Source organism: Mycolicibacterium agri (genome assembly GCF_002553505.1).
Lineage (GTDB): Bacteria > Actinomycetota > Actinomycetes > Mycobacteriales > Mycobacteriaceae > Mycobacterium > Mycobacterium agri.
In genome coordinates this window covers 177170-192335 of sequence record NZ_PDCP01000002.1, presented here as the reverse complement: position 1 = coordinate 192335, position 15166 = coordinate 177170, and the positions used below count along the sequence as shown (strand labels likewise).

General features: G+C 67.4%; 12 protein-coding genes. 6 read left to right on the top strand and 6 right to left on the bottom strand.

Features of this window, described 5'->3' with window-relative positions:
• Positions 1-43 precede the first annotated feature (43 nt).
• The 4 genes from CQY20_RS02115 to CQY20_RS02100 are packed head-to-tail and all read right to left on the bottom strand — an operon-like array spanning position 44 to position 4573.
• Positions 44-1426, bottom strand: coding sequence for an aldehyde dehydrogenase family protein (locus tag CQY20_RS02115; protein WP_371871109.1), 1383 nt, complete (start codon positions 1424-1426; stop codon positions 44-46).
• 7 nt (positions 1427-1433) lie between these two features.
• Positions 1434-2375: an ABC transporter permease gene (locus tag CQY20_RS02110; RefSeq protein WP_234816060.1), complete on the bottom strand. Its 942-nt coding sequence runs from the start codon at positions 2373-2375 to the stop codon at positions 1434-1436.
• Positions 2372-3313 carry an ABC transporter permease gene (locus CQY20_RS02105; protein ID WP_097937987.1) on the bottom strand — a complete coding sequence of 314 codons (942 nt, stop codon included), beginning with the start codon at positions 3311-3313 and terminating at the stop codon, positions 2372-2374. Before CQY20_RS02105 ends, CQY20_RS02110 begins: the two co-directional genes overlap by 4 nt.
• Before the next feature lie 6 nt (positions 3314-3319).
• Positions 3320-4573, bottom strand: coding sequence for a polyamine ABC transporter substrate-binding protein (locus CQY20_RS02100; protein ID WP_097937986.1), 1254 nt, complete (start codon positions 4571-4573; stop codon positions 3320-3322).
• A gap of 95 nt (positions 4574-4668) precedes the next feature.
• Between CQY20_RS02100 and CQY20_RS02095 the strand changes: the two genes are divergently transcribed.
• Together CQY20_RS02095 and CQY20_RS02090 are read left to right on the top strand one after the other, a co-directional pair.
• The gene (locus CQY20_RS02095; RefSeq protein WP_097937985.1) at positions 4669-6090 is read left to right on the top strand and encodes an aspartate aminotransferase family protein; all 1422 of its coding nucleotides are present in this window, start codon (positions 4669-4671) and stop codon (positions 6088-6090) included.
• Positions 6091-6103: 13 nt separating this feature from the next.
• Complete coding sequence (locus CQY20_RS02090; protein ID WP_097937984.1) at positions 6104-7246, top strand: ABC transporter ATP-binding protein; 1143 nt, start codon at positions 6104-6106, stop codon at positions 7244-7246.
• Here the strand turns inward: CQY20_RS02090 and CQY20_RS02085 are convergent.
• A complete protein-coding gene (locus CQY20_RS02085) occupies positions 7233-7871 on the bottom strand; it encodes a TetR/AcrR family transcriptional regulator (protein WP_097937983.1) in 639 nt (212 codons plus the stop codon). The genes CQY20_RS02090 and CQY20_RS02085 overlap by 14 nt on opposite strands.
• A gap of 114 nt (positions 7872-7985) precedes the next feature.
• Here CQY20_RS02085 and CQY20_RS02080 point away from each other — a divergent pair, with 114 nt between their 5' ends.
• Positions 7986-9611, top strand: coding sequence for a phytoene desaturase family protein (locus tag CQY20_RS02080; protein WP_097937982.1), 1626 nt, complete (start codon positions 7986-7988; stop codon positions 9609-9611).
• A complete protein-coding gene (locus CQY20_RS02075; RefSeq protein WP_097937981.1) occupies positions 9608-11641 on the top strand; it encodes an acetate--CoA ligase family protein in 2034 nt (677 codons plus the stop codon). Before CQY20_RS02080 ends, CQY20_RS02075 begins: the two co-directional genes overlap by 4 nt.
• On the opposite strand, the gene CQY20_RS02070 is transcribed toward CQY20_RS02075, so the two are convergent.
• Positions 11582-12721 carry an ROK family protein gene (locus tag CQY20_RS02070; protein WP_097937980.1) on the bottom strand — a complete coding sequence of 380 codons (1140 nt, stop codon included), beginning with the start codon at positions 12719-12721 and terminating at the stop codon, positions 11582-11584. The genes CQY20_RS02075 and CQY20_RS02070 overlap by 60 nt on opposite strands.
• Before the next feature lie 109 nt (positions 12722-12830).
• On the opposite strand from CQY20_RS02070, the gene xylA reads away from it, so the two are divergent.
• Complete coding sequence (gene xylA, locus CQY20_RS02065; RefSeq protein WP_097937979.1) at positions 12831-14051, top strand: xylose isomerase; 1221 nt, start codon at positions 12831-12833, stop codon at positions 14049-14051.
• Positions 14052-14089: 38 nt separating this feature from the next.
• Positions 14090-15166: a sugar ABC transporter substrate-binding protein gene (locus CQY20_RS02060; RefSeq protein ID WP_097937978.1), complete on the top strand. Its 1077-nt coding sequence runs from the start codon at positions 14090-14092 to the stop codon at positions 15164-15166.

Sequence of the window (15166 nt, the reverse complement as noted above, 5' to 3'; positions counted from 1 at the left end):
CAGTCTAAGGGGGCGGGCTCATCAGGTCCACACCGAACTTGGGTTACCAGGCGTGCGCGATGTGCTTGACCCGCGTGTAGTCGTCGAGTCCGTAGATGCCCAGATCTTTTCCGTAGCCCGACGACCCGAACCCGCCGTGCGGCAACTCCGATCCCATCGGTGCGTGCGAGTTCACCGAAACCGCCCCGAAATCGAGGTCCCGCAGGAACGGCAGTGCGCGCGAATGCGACCGCGTCCACACGCTGGCCGTCAAACCCTGTTCGACACCGTTGGCCATCGCGAGCGCGTCGTCGTCGGTGCGGAACGACTGCACGGTGATCACCGGGCCGAAGATCTCCGACTGCACCAGTTCGTCGTCCTGGCGCAGGCCCGCCACCACCGTCGGCTCCAGATAGAACCCGTCGCGGTCCGGCACGCCGCCGCCTGCGACCAGCTTCGCGTGCGGTGGCGCAGTCGCCAGCAGCGCCACCACCCGGTCACGCTGGGCGGCCGAGATCAGCGGGCCGGTCGCCGTGGTGCGCGCCGCTTCGGCCAGACGCGCGACCACGTCGTCGTAGACGGTTTGGTGGGCCAGCACCCTGCTGGCCGCCGTGCAGTCCTGGCCGGCGTTGTAGTACGCGGCGAACGCGACCTGCTCGACGGTGGCGTCGAGATCGGCGTCGTCGAACACGATCACCGGTGCGTTGCCGCCGAGTTCGAGGTGTACGCGGGCGAACCGGTCGGCGGCGGCGTGCGCGACCGCGCGTCCAGCCCGTGGGGATCCGGTCAACGACACCATCGCGACACCGGGGTGGGCGGCGATGGCCGCGCCGACGTCGGGTCCGCCGCACACCACGTTCAGCACGCCCGGCGGCAGCACGTCGGCGAGCAGCTCGGCCATGCGCGACGTGGACGACGGCGTCAACTCCGAGGGTTTGAGCACGACGGTGTTGCCCGCCGCGACCGCGGGCGCCCACTTCCACACCGCCATCATGAACGGGTAGTTCCACGGCGCGATCTGCCCGCACACGCCGACCGGTTCGCGACGGATCCCTGAGGTGATGCCGTCCAGATACTCTGCGGTGCTTCGGCCTTCGGGCACGCGGCACGCGCCCGCAAAGAAGCGCACGACGTCGATGCTGGCCGGGATCTCCTCGTCGCGGGTGGCGTCGCGGGGCTTTCCGGTGTCGGTGACCTCGAGGTCGGTCAACTCCTCGATGTGCGACTCGAGGATGTCGGCGGCGCGCAGCATCAGCGCGGACCGGTCGGCCGGGGTGGTGAGTCGCCACGATGCGAACGCCTCCTGCGCCGCGCCAACCGCGTCGTCGACGTCCGTGGGCCCGGATTCGGTGGCGCGCCCGTGCACCGTCGCGGTCGCGGGGTTGATCAGGTCGCGATGACCGCCGGCCGACGACGGCACGGCGCGGCCCCGAATGATGTTGTGAATCAAGGTCTTATGCCTCTCCGGTGAATCCGCCGATGCCCCTGTCGGCAGTGGCGTCGCCGCGCGTCATGCGGCGGTACACGAGGAATCCGATGACCACGGCGGTCAACGCGGCCACCAGCAGCAGCGTGGCCAGCGCATTGAGCGCCGGTGTCGGCGCGGCGCGGGCCGTGTTGTAGATCTTCACCGACACCGGTTCGGTGGAGGCACCGCCGGACAGGTAGCGCACCAGCACGAAGTCGTCGATGACGTCGGCGAAGACCAGCACCGTGCTGGCGAACACGGCAGGCATCAGCATCGGCAGGAGGATGCGCCGCAGCGCGCCGAGCGGCGATGCGCCCAAATCCATTGCCGCTTCCTCGTATTGCGGACCGATGGTGGCCAGCCGGGCCCGCACCAGCACCGCGGGGTAGGACACCTGGAAGGTGACAAGCCCGATCACCTGGGCGGTGGTGCCGAGTTGCACGGGAACGGCGACGGTGGTGATGACGAACAGCAGCGCGACCGCTAACAGCACTTCAGGCAGCACGAACGACAGCAGCATCAGGAAGTTCGCGCCCGCGGGCAGTCGGCCACGCCAGCGGTCGATGCCGATCGCGAACAGCGTGCCGAGCGGCACGGTGATCAGCGTGGCCAGCACACCCAGCTTCAGGGTCTGCAGCAGCGCGGTGTGCAGCGCGTCGTTGTGCCACACCGACAGCGTCTGGTCGCCCCAGTACCACCGGAACGAAAAGCCTTGCCACGTCGTGCGGGATTTGCCGTCGTTGAACGAGTACGCGATCGCGATGACGACCGGCAATAGCGACCACACCAGGTAGCCGACGGTGATCGCAACGAGGAACCGCGGCGGCCGCCACGGGTTGTTCCACCACGCGATGGGATTCATCGTGCGTGCTGGATTCATTGCTCCTCGCGTGCGCGCCGGATTCATCGTGCGTGCTGGCGCGGTCATGTCGACACCTCGCCCGTTCGCGACGTCACCCGGATGTAGTACAGCATCGGCAGCAGCGCGACGAGGAACACCAGCAGCACGAATGCGCCCGCCTGGCCCGTCTGCCCCGGTGCCTGCACGCTGTCGTTGATCAGGTTGCCGACCATCGACGTCTTCGGCGACGCCGAGAGCATGTCGCTGGTGAAGTAGTCGCCGAGCATGGGCAGGCACGTCAACAGCACGGCGGCCACGATCGTCGGCCTGCACAACGGCAGCGTCACCCGCCAGAACGACGAAATGCGGTCGGCGCCAAGGTCACGCGACGCCTCGAGCATCGGTTGGCTGAGCCGGTCGAGGCCGGCGTAGAGCGGCAGGATCATGTACGGCACATAGCCGTACACCAGCCCGAGGATCACCACCACAGGTTGGCCGGTCAGCCAGTTCACCTCGGGCGTGAAAAAGCCGCCGACGCGCAGCATCTTGTTGAACAGGCCGTCTTCCTGAAGCAGGTTGACCCAGGCGAACATCCGCATCATATAGCTGATCCAGAACGGCGCGATCAGCAGCGCCAGCAGCAGACCCTTGCGCTTGCCCGACAGCCGCGCTACGTAATACGCCACGGGGAAGGCGATCAGCAGGCACAGCGAGCTGGCCACGAACACGTAGACGAAGGTGCGCACGATCGCGGGCCCGTAGACGCCGTTGGGCCCGACGATGTGGGTGAGCACGTAGCTGAACTGCGTGGGGTCCCACTGCAGCGGGTTCCAGACCGGGATCGGCGTGCGGAACAGCGGATCGATCTGACCGAAGACGATGCACAGCACCACATACAGCGGAAAAATGAAAAACGCCGCCAGCCAGAAGACTCCGGGTGCGGCCAACAGTGCCCAGAGCCGGGTGCGGCGCTCGCGGGGCGGTGGCGCCGTCTGCGATGGAGCGGTGACTACCGGAACCGTCACTGAAATTTATGATCCGCCGGCGTTGAACGCCTGCCACACCTTCTGCCAGGCGTCCTGGTTGGCCGCGTCGAGTTCCAGCAGCCGGTAGCCGACGTCGAAGTACTCCGGCTTGACGATGGCGGTCCGCAGATTCTCGGGGATGAACTCCTCTGCGACAAGCGAATCCGCGGTGATCGAATTCTGCGGCGGCTGATAGCCGATCGCGGTGAAGTTCTGCATGGCCACTTCGGGCTCGAGCATGTGGTTGATGAACAAGTGGGCAAGCACCGGGTTCTTGCCGTTCTTGAGAATCACCATCAGGTCGTTGTCCACCAGGCCCTTGCCGTCGGGCGGGAACCAGTACTGCAGGATGTCGGTCGAGGTGCCCTCGGGCAGATAGGACTGCGCGTTGATGATGTCGCCCGACCACATCTGCGACACCCCGAGTTGGCCGGCGGGCAGGTCGTTGTACATCGTGATGGTGACCTTCGGAGAGGTGGCGGCGACCATCGCGTTGAGCTGTTCACCGACCAGCTTCAGGTCCGCCTCCGACGAGGTGTTCACGTCCGTGATGCCCTCGCGCAGAAGCACCATCGACATCGCGGTGTGCCAATCGTCGATGACGGCGGTCTTGCCCTTGTACTGCGGATCCCACAGCACGTCGTAGGGGTTCGGCATGGCCGCGACGTCGGTCTTGACAATGTCGTTCCGCCAGCCGATGCCGGTGGTGTAGATGGTGTAGGGCACGGTGTAGCGCCACTCCTGGTCGTACCAGGGGTCGGTGAAGCTCGGCCACACGTTCTTGATGTTCGGGATGTAGCTGTGGTTCAACGGCTGAATCAGCTTGCCCGACACCAGCCTGCTGATCTGGTCGTAGCTGGGGTAGTAGAGGTCGTAGTTCACGCTGCCGCCGCGGATTTTGGTGATCGCCTCGTCGGTGTCGTTGAACGTGGAGATCTCCACCGTCACGCCGTACTTGTCCTGGAACGAGTTCACCGCGTCGGGACTGATGTAGTCGGCGTAGGTGTACAGCTGCAGCGTCGCGCCCTTCTCGGGTTCCAGCCCGTCGGCGATCGGCTTGTTGTCATCTGGGATGTCCCATTTGACCGGGCTGTCCGGCGAGGCCAGCGTCAGCGTCGGCTGCGCGGACGTCGGCCCCGATTTGGAGCACGCCGATAAGACGGCGCCGAGGGACGGCGCGGCTGCGGCCAGGATCGCCGCTCGCGCAAGGAACTGTCGCCGGGTCGGACCGTGACGGTGTGGTCGGTTGGGTACTGGCATCTCGGGCCTCCCCGTTGCTTTCGAGGCTTGTCGCTGGTAGGAACTCTCGCATAGACTGAATGCTCAGTCAACCGTTCTCGAGTGGAGGTTTTCCCGTGTCTTCGTCGGTGGTGTCGGGCGATAAATCGAGCGAGGTGGCCGACGCCTCCGACAGCCTGGCGCAGCTGATCGCCGACGAGGAACAGATATTCCTGCGCCGCCAGCCGCGCAGCTCCGAACTGATCGCCGAGGCCCGCAAGCACCTCGCGGGCGGGGCGACCTCGAACTGGCAGATCGCCGAGCCGCAGGCCGTCTGGATGAGCCACGGGCACGGGTCGAAGGTCTACGACGTCGACGGCACCGAGTACGTCGACATGCACGGCGGCTACGGGGCCTCCATCGCCGGCCACGGGCATCCGGCCATCGTCGCCGCGGTCAGCGAAAGAGTCCGGCGCGGAACACATTTCGCGCAGCCCACCGAGGACGCCATCTGGATCGCCGGTGAGCTGTCCCGCCGTTACCGGCTGCCGCTGTGGCGGTTCGCCAACTCCGGCACCGAAGCCACCATGGACGCCGTCCACCTGGCTCGCGCGCTGACCGAGCGCGACCTCATCATCAAGGTCGAGGGCTGCTATCACGGCCACCACGACTCCGTGCAGGTCTCGGTGTTGCCCGAGGCCGACGAGGTCGGTCCCCGCGACCACCCGACGGGCGTGCCGGGCAATTCCGGCATCCCGAAGGCGATCCGCGATCTCGTCGTCGTGGTGCCGTTCAACGACCCCGACGCCGTGGCGCGGGCATTGGCCGAGCACCGCGGGCAGATCGCGGCGATGATCCTCGAGCCGGTGATGATGAACGCGGGCATCATCCCGCCCGAGGACGGCTATCTCGCCGCCATCAGGGACCTGCTGCACGCCGAGGGCGCATACCTGATCTACGACGAGGTGAAGACCGGTTTCACCACCGGCCCGGGCGGCGTCACGGCCCGTAGCGGCGTGGTGCCCGACATGGTCTGCCTGGCCAAGGCGCTCGGCGGCGGCGTTTCGGTGGCCGCGATAGGCGGCACCGAGGAGGTCATGTCGGCCATCGCCGACGGCCGCTACGAACAGGTCGGCACGTTCAACGGCAACCCGCTGGCGATGGCGGCGACACGGGCCACGCTCTCCGAAGTCCTCACGCCGGAGGCCTACCAGCATCTCGACGAGCTCGCCACCCGGCTGCGCGCGTCGCTGGAGGCCATCATCGCCAGGCACGGATTCGGCTGGCACGTGGTGTCCGTCGGCGCCAAGGGCTGCATCACGTTCCGCCGCGACCCGGTGCGCGAATTCCGCGACTTCCTGCAAATCGACGCCAGACTCGGCCACTTGCACTGGCTCATGCAGCACAATGGCGGTGTGTTTCTCCCGCCGTGGGGGAAGGTGGAGCAATGGCTGTTGTCGGTTCAACACACGCGCGACGATGTCGACCGGTTCGCAGACAACTTCGCCCGTTTCGCGGAGAGGTTGTCGCAGCTGCCTGCGGAGGCGGTGGCGCGCTGAACGGCCGGATCCCATGAAGGGCGGCGCGATCCGGCTGGAACAGCTGGCGAAGTCCTTCGACGGGGTGCCCGCGGTGACCGGCATCGACCTCGACATCCCTGCGGGCCAGTTCTATTCGCTTCTCGGCGCATCGGGCTGCGGTAAGACCACGACGCTGCGCATGATCGCCGGTTTCGAGAAACCCGACTCCGGCCGGATCCTGCTCGACGGCCGCGACGTCGCCCAGGACCCGCCGCACAAGCGCCCGGTCAACACCGTGTTCCAGACCTACGCGCTGTTTCCGTTCATGACGGTGTGGGACAACGTCGCATTCGGACTCAAGTACCAGAAGGCCGCCAAGGAGGAGACCAAGCGACGTGTCGGCGAGGCGCTGGAGCTGGCGCGGATGAGCGAGTTCGCCAAGCGCAAACCCGCTCAGCTCTCCGGCGGCCAGCAGCAGCGGGTGGCGCTGGCGCGCGCGCTGGTGCTGCGGCCCAAGGTGCTGCTGCTCGACGAGCCACTCGGCGCACTGGATGCCAAGCTGCGCAAGCAGTTACAGCTCGAGCTGCGGGCCCTGCAGCGCGAGGTGGGCATCACCTTCGTCTACGTCACCCACGATCAAGAAGAAGCGCTCACCATGAGCGACCAGATCGCGGTGCTGGCCGAGGGCCGCATCGAGCAGGTCGGACCCCCGCAGGAGATCTACTCGGCGCCCGCGACGACGTTCGTTGCCGGATTCCTCGGCGCCGCCAACATCTTCGAGGCCAAGGTGCTCGAGTGCGACAACGGTTCGGCGGTGTGCTCGGCCCTCGACACCCGGCTCGGCGCGGCGGTGGACCACTCGGCCGCGCCAGGCGATGCGGCCATCGTCATCCGGCCCGAACGCATCACGGTGCAGGGTGCAGACGAGCCAATCGGGCAGGGCCGCAACGCCATTGCCGGTGTGGTCGCCGCGGTGATCTTCCTCGGGCACTGCACGCAGGTGCACGTGGATGTGGGCGCGTCCACGCCATTGGTCGTCGAGGTCCCGAACCATGCCGGTCCCGGCTCGGTCCGCCATCAACCGGGGGAGCGGGTCAACTGCGTGTGCACCCACGACGCGGTGCGCGTGCTGCACCGCAGTTCGGCACCGGTGATCGCCGATCCGGTGGCCGAGGACGCGCTCAGCGTTTCCTGACCGGGCGCTTCTTCTCGGGCGGCAGGTTCAGCTCGCGTTCGGCGAAGCGCATCGCGATGTCATAGGCCACCGCCGAGTCGACTTCGGGGTCTTCGAGCGCCACCTGGATGGACAGCCCGTCGAGCAGCGCGGAGAACTCCAGCGCGAACATCCGCGGGTCCACGTCGGTGTCGAGGTCCGCCGACTTGATCGCGTCGATGATCATCTGCCGCCACCTGGCGTCCAGTTCGACGCGGCCTGCCTTCACCTCGTCATGCCGAAAAGCCTGCGCCCACAAGTCAAACCACAGACCCCAGGCGCCGGGGATCTCGTCGTCGTTGGCCTCGGGCACGCACGTCCACTTGATCAGCAGCGACAACCGCTCGCGCAGGGAGGAAACCTCCGACAGCATCCGCTCGGCGGCTTCGTAGAACGACTCTTCGGAGTAGCGCAGCGCGTCGACCAGAAGCCGGTCGCGGGTGCCGAAGTAGTAGATGACGAGCGCTGAGCTGACCCCCGCCCGCTTTGCGACGTCGGCGATGCGGGTGTCGCCGAAGCCGCGTTCGCAGATCAGCTCCGCGGCCGCTCGGAGCATCTCGATGCGACGGGGTTCGTTGTTCGCCGTCGCCGGTGCCGGTTCGGCCATGTCGTCGTGCTCCCCCTCCTCGTCGCAACGTTGCCACTTGTCTGCAGCCTAACACTTGATTAGATTGAACAGTCAGTCAAGGCGCTCGTCCTGGCGGGGAGTAAAGGACCCGATATGTCGAACACATACGACGCCATCGTCATCGGCGGCGGTCACAACGGCCTGGTTTCTGCGGCGTATCTGGCCCGATCGGGCGCCAGGACCCTGGTGCTGGAATCGCGCGCCTCACTCGGCGGCGCCGCCACCACGGAGTCGCCGTGGGAGGACGCCCCGCATCTGCGGGTGACGCGGCTGTCCTACGTGATGAGCCTGATGCCGCCGACCATCATCCGCGAGCTCGAACTCGACCGGCACGGCTACAAGGTGCACCCGATGGGGCCCTACTACCAGGCGTTTCCCGAAGGCGGGTCGCTGACGATCTACGAGGACGACCCGGCCCGCACCTACGAGGAGCTGGCGAAATGGTCGAAGAAGGACGCCGAGGCGTGGCCGAAATGGAACGCGTGGCTGGAGGGCATCGCCGAGGTGATGGGTCCGCTGCTGACGCAGGTGCCGCCCAACATCGGCTCGAAGCGCCCGTCGGATCTGCTGGAGCTCGCGAAGCTGGTGTGGAGTCAGCGTGGCATCAACGTGCGCACCACCGCCGACATCACCCGGCTGCTCACGATGAGCATCGCCGATCTGCTCGACGACTGGTTCGAATCACCGCAAATCAAAGGCGCGCTCGCGGTCAACGGCGTCATCGGAACATGGGCAGGCCCATGCGAACCCGGCACCGCGTATGTGATGGCCCATCACTCGATCGGCGACGTCGGTGACGGCCAACTCGGCAGCTGGGGCTTTCCCGAGGGCGGGATGGGCGGCGTGTCGGCGGCGATCGCCAAGTCGGCGCGCAGCTTCGGCGCCGAGATCCGCACCAACGCGCGGGTGGCCCGGCTGCTGGTGCGCAACGGCCGCGTGCAGGGAGCGGTGCTGGAGAACGGCGACGAGATTCACGCGCCGGTGGTTGTCAGCACGTTGCATCCGAAAACTGCGTTCCTGGACCATATTCCGCGTACCGAGCTGCCGGAGGAGTTCGTCCGCGACATCGAGCACTACAAGACCCGCAGCGGCGTGGTGAAGATCAACCTGGCGATCGCCGAACTGCCGAACTTCACCGCCAACCCCAGCAAGGGACAGGCCGAACACCATACCGGGTCGGTGGAGATGGCGCCGACGGTCGAGTTCATCGAGGCCGCGTTCCAGGACGCCCGCACCGGACGGCCCGCACTGCTGCCGTTCAGCGACGGCGTCATCCCCACCACGCTGGACAAAACGCTCAATCCCGATGGCACGCACATCATGTCGCTGTTCACCCAGTGGGTGCCCGCCGACTGGCACGAGGCGCCGCACACCGAGGAACTCGACGCCTACGCCGACCGGCTCATCGACCTCTACGACCAGGTGGCGCCGGGGTTCAAGGCGTCGATCACGCACCGCGACATCGTCGGCCCGTACGAGATGGAGCAGGAGTACGGGCTGCTCGGCGGCAACATCTTCCACGGCGAACTGTCGCTGGAGCAGCTGTTCCACATGCGGCCCGCACCCGGCTATGCCGACTACCGCACGCCGATCGCCGGGCTGTACAACGGCAGTTCGGGAACGCACGCAGGCGGAGGGGTGTGCGGCATCCCCGGTTGGCAGGCCGCGCGGGCCGCGCTGGCCGACAAGCGAGGCCTGAAGCGGTTCCGGCGGACATGAGCCGTGCCGAGCGCACCGCCGCCATGTTGGGCGCGCGGTCGATGGCGCTCGTCGGTGCCAGCCCACGGCCCGACAGCTTCGGCTCGCGAATGATCATTGAAGCGCAACGCGGTTCGGCGCGCTTTCATCTGGTCAACCCGCGCTATGACAGCATCGACGGCCTGCCATGTGTGCCGTCGCTGGCCGACCTCGACGAGCCGGTCGACGTGGCGCTGCTCGGCGTCCCCGACGCGGTGCTCGTCGAACAACTGGAGGCGGCCGCGGCCGCCGGTGCGAAGTCGGCGGTGCTGTTCGGCTCGGCGCACGGGCTACGCGACGAAATACGAAGGATTGCCACCGAGGCCGGAATGGCGGTGTGCGGCGCCGGCTGTATGGGGTTCGTCAACAACGCGCTCGGCGTCCGGGCGATGGGCTACCTGGAGCCGGATCCGTTGCCCGAGGGCGGGATCAGCCTCGTCACGCATTCCGGTTCGGCGTTCTCGACGCTGCTGCGGGCCCGCCGCGGGTTCGGCTTCCGGCTGGCGGTGTCGAGCGGTCAGGAACTGGTCACCCACGCCGCCGACTACGTCGACTACGCGTTGAACGACCCCGAAACACGAATCATCGCACTGCTTCTCGAGGCGCCGCGGGAGGTCGCGCGGTTGCGCGACTCGCTGCTGCGCGCCGCCGACCAGGACGTGCCGGTGGTGATCCTCACCGTCGGCGGATCGCCGCGCGGACGGGTGATGGTGGCCGCGCACTCGGGCGCGCTGGCGGGCGAGCACGCGGCATGGCAAGCGTTCTGCGCCTCGGTCGGCGCCGTGCATGTCAGTGATTTGGCAGAGTTCGCCGACACGCTCGAACTGTTCTCGGCCGGACGGCGTGCAACGCCGGGTGGCATTGCCACCGTGCATGATTCGGGCGCCGAGCGGGCGTTGATGGCCGATCTGGCCCACGAACTCGGGGTGGAGTTCGCCGAACTGGGCGCCGACACCACGGCGACGATCGGCGACCTGCTCGACGAGGGGCTGGCGGCCACCAATCCGCTGGACGTGTGGGGCACCGGTGCCGACACCCGCAACCTTTTCGGCGCATGCCTGCGGGCGATGGTCGATGATCCGGCGGTGGCCGTCACCGCTTTGGCCGTCGATCTGGTCACCGAGTTCGACGGCGACACCGCCTACGCCGACGCGATGATCGATGTCGCCAAGGCCACCGAGGCGCCCGTGGCGATGCTGACGTCGGTGGCTTCGGCGATCGACCGGCCTTCTGCGGAACGGCTGCGCGACAATGGGATTCCGGTGCTCGAAGGCGCCCGCAGCGGGTTGGCGGCGCTGTGGCATCTGGCGCGCTGGCCCCTGCCCGTCTCGCGGGTGGTCTGTACGGTGCGGCCAAAGCGACGCGAGCGCTGGCTGTCCCGGCTTACCGACGACGCGTCGCCCTTCGAGTTGCTCGCCGACTACGGCGTCCCAGTCGTCGACGTCCGCACCGCCGACTCTGCGGGCGCGGCGTTGGCGGCCGCCGATGCCGTCGGCTATCCGGTGGCGCTGAAAACCACTGGGACCGCGCATAAAAGCGATGTCGGCGGGGTGGTGCTCGACATCGCCGACGACGCGGCGCTCGCGATGGCGTACACGGCGATGGCCGACGCGCTCGGGCCCGAGGTGACCGTGGAGCCGATGGTGGAACCCGGCGTCGAGATCTCCGTCGGCGTCGTGCGGGACCCGGGCTTCGGTCCGCTGCTGATCGTCGCGGCAGGCGGCACGCTGGTGGAACTGCTGGCCGATCGGGTGGTCGCCTGCCCACCGGTGTCGCGCGACGCCGCCCGCGGCATGCTCGACGGCTTGCGCATCCGTCCGTTGCTCGCCGGCTGGCGGGGCGCCCCCGCCGCGGACATCGAGGCGCTGACCGACGTGATCATGGCGTTCTCGCAACTCGCCGTCGAGATCGGCGACCTCGTCGACGCGGTCGAGGTCAATCCCGTCATCGCCTCACCGAGCGGCGCCGTCGCGGTCGATGCGCTTGTTCAGGTGCGTGGGGTCGGCCAGTAGCGGTGCGAACGCCAACTCGGCAGCACCGATCATCAGCGTCTCGGCGCCGAGGCTGGCGGGCACGATGCGGACCATCTCGTTGGGGCCGCGCATGCTGTGCTCGGCCACGGCGTCGAGCAGGGCCTGCGGCGCCAGCACGGGGAATTCGCGCAGGAACCCGCCGAGCACGATCAGCCGCGGATTGAGCATGTTGATCGCATTGCCGAGGGCGATACCGAGATATCGGGTCTGCCGTTCTATGCCCTGCCGCTTCTTGGCGGCACCGGCGGCGTTGATCAGCCGTTGGCTGACCTCGGTTTCGAGGCAACCGATCTGACCGCAGTGGCACCGTTTTCCGCCGCCCACGAAGGTGTGGCCCAGCTCGCCGGCATATCCGGCCGCACCCTCGAGCAGCTCTCCGGACACCACGAATCCCGCGCCGATGCCGCTGGCGCCACCGTTGACGTAGATCATGTGATCGGGGTCGTGGTGGTTGCCGAAGATGTGCTCGGCGATCGCGCCCGCGTTGGCGTCATTCGCCGCGAACACCGGCAGACCGGTTGCCGCACTGAGCATCTCGCCGATCGACTCGTCGTGCCACTCCAGGTGCGGTGCCAGTTGCACGGTCTTGTCGAATGCGTGTACCAGGCCCGGCACGGCGACGCCGATCGCGGTGATAGTGCACTGCGAGCCGAGCCCGCGGCGCATCCCGGCGATCACCTTCGCGGCGACGGCGGTCGTCTCGGCGGCGCTGGGGACGTCGGTGGTCGGGCGCCGTTTCATCTCCAGCACCCGCCCGCCGAGCGCCACCAGCCCGATGGTGATCGCGTCGACTTCGGGATTGACGGCGACGGTCAGGACCCGGCTCCGGGGTCGTACCAGCGGGCTGGGACGGCCCACCTGGCTCGGCGGCCCGGCCTGCACCTCCTCCACCAGGCCGGCGTCGGTGAGCTCCTCCACCAGCGCCTTCACCGTAGAGCGGGACAACCCCGTGCGCTTGGTGAGGTCGGCCCGGCTGAGCGCCCGGCGGCGGTGCACCAGCGACAACACCACCGAAAGGTTGCGCCGCCGGACGTCGTCGGTGCTCGTCCCGATTCGCATCCCACCCCCTGTTGCACTGCCGTCGGCGCACACCTATTGACAGTGGCGCGGGCCACATCATATGTTCGGCGGCAGAACAAATCCAGATGCATGCCACACGGGAGCTCCGATGTCCGTACTCGAGTCCAGCCTTCATGCCGGCGATCTGCAGCCGCGCCCCGACGACAAATTCTCGTTCGGGTTGTGGACGGTAGGCTGGCCGGCCGCCGACCCGTTCGGCGTCGCCACCCGACCGGCCCTCGACGTGGTCGAGGCGGTGGAGCGCCTGGCCGAACTGGGCGCCTACGGGCTGACGATGCACGACGACGACCTTTTTCCGTTCGGCTCGTCGGAAGCCGAGCGCCGCAGCCAGATCGACCGGCTTCAGGCGGCGCTCGCGTCCACCGGCATGGTCGTGCCGATGCTGACGACCAACCTGTTCACCCATCCCGTGTTCAAGGACGGCGGGTTCACCAGCAACGACCGCGCGGTGCGACGGTTCGCGCTGCGAAAGGTGCTGCGCAACATCGACCTTGCCGCCGAGCTCGGCGCCGAAACCTTCGTCATGTGGGGCGGCCGGGAGGGCAGCGAGTACGACAGCGCCAAGGACGTCCGGGCCGCGTTCGAACGTTACCGCGAAGCGCTGAATCTGCTGGCGCAGTATGTGATCGACCAGGGCATCGCGTTGCGCTTCGCGATCGAGCCCAAACCCAACGAACCGCGCGGCGACATCCTGCTGCCGACCGTCGGCCATGCGCTGGCGTTCATCGACACCCTTGAGCATCCGGAACTGTTCGGGGTCAACCCCGAGACCGGTCACGAGCAGATGTCCGGACTGAACTTCATGCACGGCATCAGCCAGGCGCTCTACAGCGGCAAGCTGTTCCACATCGACCTCAACGGCCAGCGGGGCATCAAGTTCGATCAGGACCTGGTGTTCGGGCACGGCGATCTCGCCAACGCGTTCGCGTTGGTGGACCTGTTGGAGAACGGCGGACCCGACGGCGGCCCCAGCTACACCGGGCCGAGGCACTTCGACTACAAACCCAGCCGCACCGAGGATTTCACGGGTGTATGGGACTCGGCGGCGGCGAACATGCGGATGTATCTGCTGCTCAAACAGCGGGCGGCCGCGTTCCGCGCCGACCCCGAGGTGGCCGAGGCGATGCGGCGGTCGCGGGTGGGCGAACTGCGTGAGCCGACGCTGAACCAGGGGGAGACCTACACCGATCTGCTGGCCGACCGTTCCGCGTGGGAGGACTTCGATCCCGATACCTATTTCGGGGCAAAGGGATTCGGCTTTGTGCGACTCAACCAGCTCGCCATCGAGCACTTGGTGGGTGCCCGATGAGCATCGCCCGCAACCATTTCCGAAGGAAGGCACAGCTTATGAAGCGATCCACCGGCCTGGCCGCCGCCATCGTGATCGGCGCTGGTGTCACACTCACCGGGTGTTCCAGCGGTAGCAGTGGCGACGCTGGCGGCGACGGCGCGGCATCGGCCAAGATCGGCGTCATCCTGCCCGACACCAAGTCGTCGGTGCGCTGGGAGTCCAAGGACCGTCCGGCGCTGGAAGCGGCGTTCAAGGAGGCCGGTGTCGACTACACCATCCAGAACGCCGAAGGTTCGGCCGACAAGATGGCCACCATCGCCGACGGGATGATCGCCGACGGTGTCACGGTGCTGGCCATCGTCAACCTCGACTCCGACAGCGGCGCCGCCATCCAGCAGAAGGCCGCGACCCAGGGCGTCAAGACCCTCGACTACGACCGGTTGACGCTCGGCGGATCGGCCGACGCCTACATCTCCTTCGACAACACCAAAGTCGGTGAACTGCAGGGCCAAGGCCTGGTCGACTGCCTGGCCGGAAAACAGGCGGATGTGGTGTTCCTGAACGGATCTCCGACCGACAACAACGCGACGCTGTTCACCGACGGCGCGCATTCCGTGGTGGACAAGACGCCGACCATCACGGTGGCCGGTGAGCAGGCGGTGCCGGACTGGGACAACGATGCGGCCGTCACGATCTTCGAGCAGCTCTACACCGCGGCCGACGGAAAGGTCGACGGTGTCTATGCGGCCAACGACGGGCTGGCCGGTTCGGTGATCTCGATCCTGGAGAAGAACGGCCGCGCCGGGCAGGTTCCGGTGACGGGTCAGGACGCGACCGTGGAAGGGTTGCAGAACATCCTGGCAGGCACGCAGTGCATGACGGTGTACAAGTCGGCGCAGGAGGAAGCGGGCGCGTTGGCCGATGCGGCGATCGCGTTGGCCAAAGGCGAAGAGGTGAAAACAAATTCGACGAGCCGCGACGACACCGGTAACCGCGACGTGCCCTCGGTGCTGTTGACGCCCAAGGCGATCACCAAGGACAACGTGGATGTGGTGTTCGATGACGGTGGGCAGGACAAGGCCGAGGTCTGCGCGGGTCAGTTCGCGCAGATGTGCGCGTCCGCCGGTCTGTAA

Bases quoted from the DNA above. Each gene is read 5' to 3' on its own strand.
- CQY20_RS02080 (WP_097937982.1), top strand. From the start codon at position 7,986: ATGTCGAACACATACGACGCCATCGTCATCGGCGGCGGTCACAACGGC.
- CQY20_RS02100 (WP_097937986.1), bottom strand. From the start codon at position 4,573: ATGCCAGTACCCAACCGACCACACCGTCACGGTCCGACCCGGCGACAG.
- CQY20_RS02110 (WP_234816060.1), bottom strand. From the start codon at position 2,375: ATGACCGCGCCAGCACGCACGATGAATCCGGCGCGCACGCGAGGAGCA.
- CQY20_RS02060 (WP_097937978.1), top strand. From the start codon at position 14,090: ATGAAGCGATCCACCGGCCTGGCCGCCGCCATCGTGATCGGCGCTGGT.
- CQY20_RS02085 (WP_097937983.1), bottom strand. From the start codon at position 7,871: ATGGCCGAACCGGCACCGGCGACGGCGAACAACGAACCCCGTCGCATC.
- xylA (WP_097937979.1), top strand. From the start codon at position 12,831: ATGTCCGTACTCGAGTCCAGCCTTCATGCCGGCGATCTGCAGCCGCGC.
- CQY20_RS02090 (WP_097937984.1), top strand. From the start codon at position 6,104: ATGAAGGGCGGCGCGATCCGGCTGGAACAGCTGGCGAAGTCCTTCGAC.
- CQY20_RS02075 (WP_097937981.1), top strand. From the start codon at position 9,608: ATGAGCCGTGCCGAGCGCACCGCCGCCATGTTGGGCGCGCGGTCGATG.
- CQY20_RS02070 (WP_097937980.1), bottom strand. From the start codon at position 12,721: ATGCGAATCGGGACGAGCACCGACGACGTCCGGCGGCGCAACCTTTCG.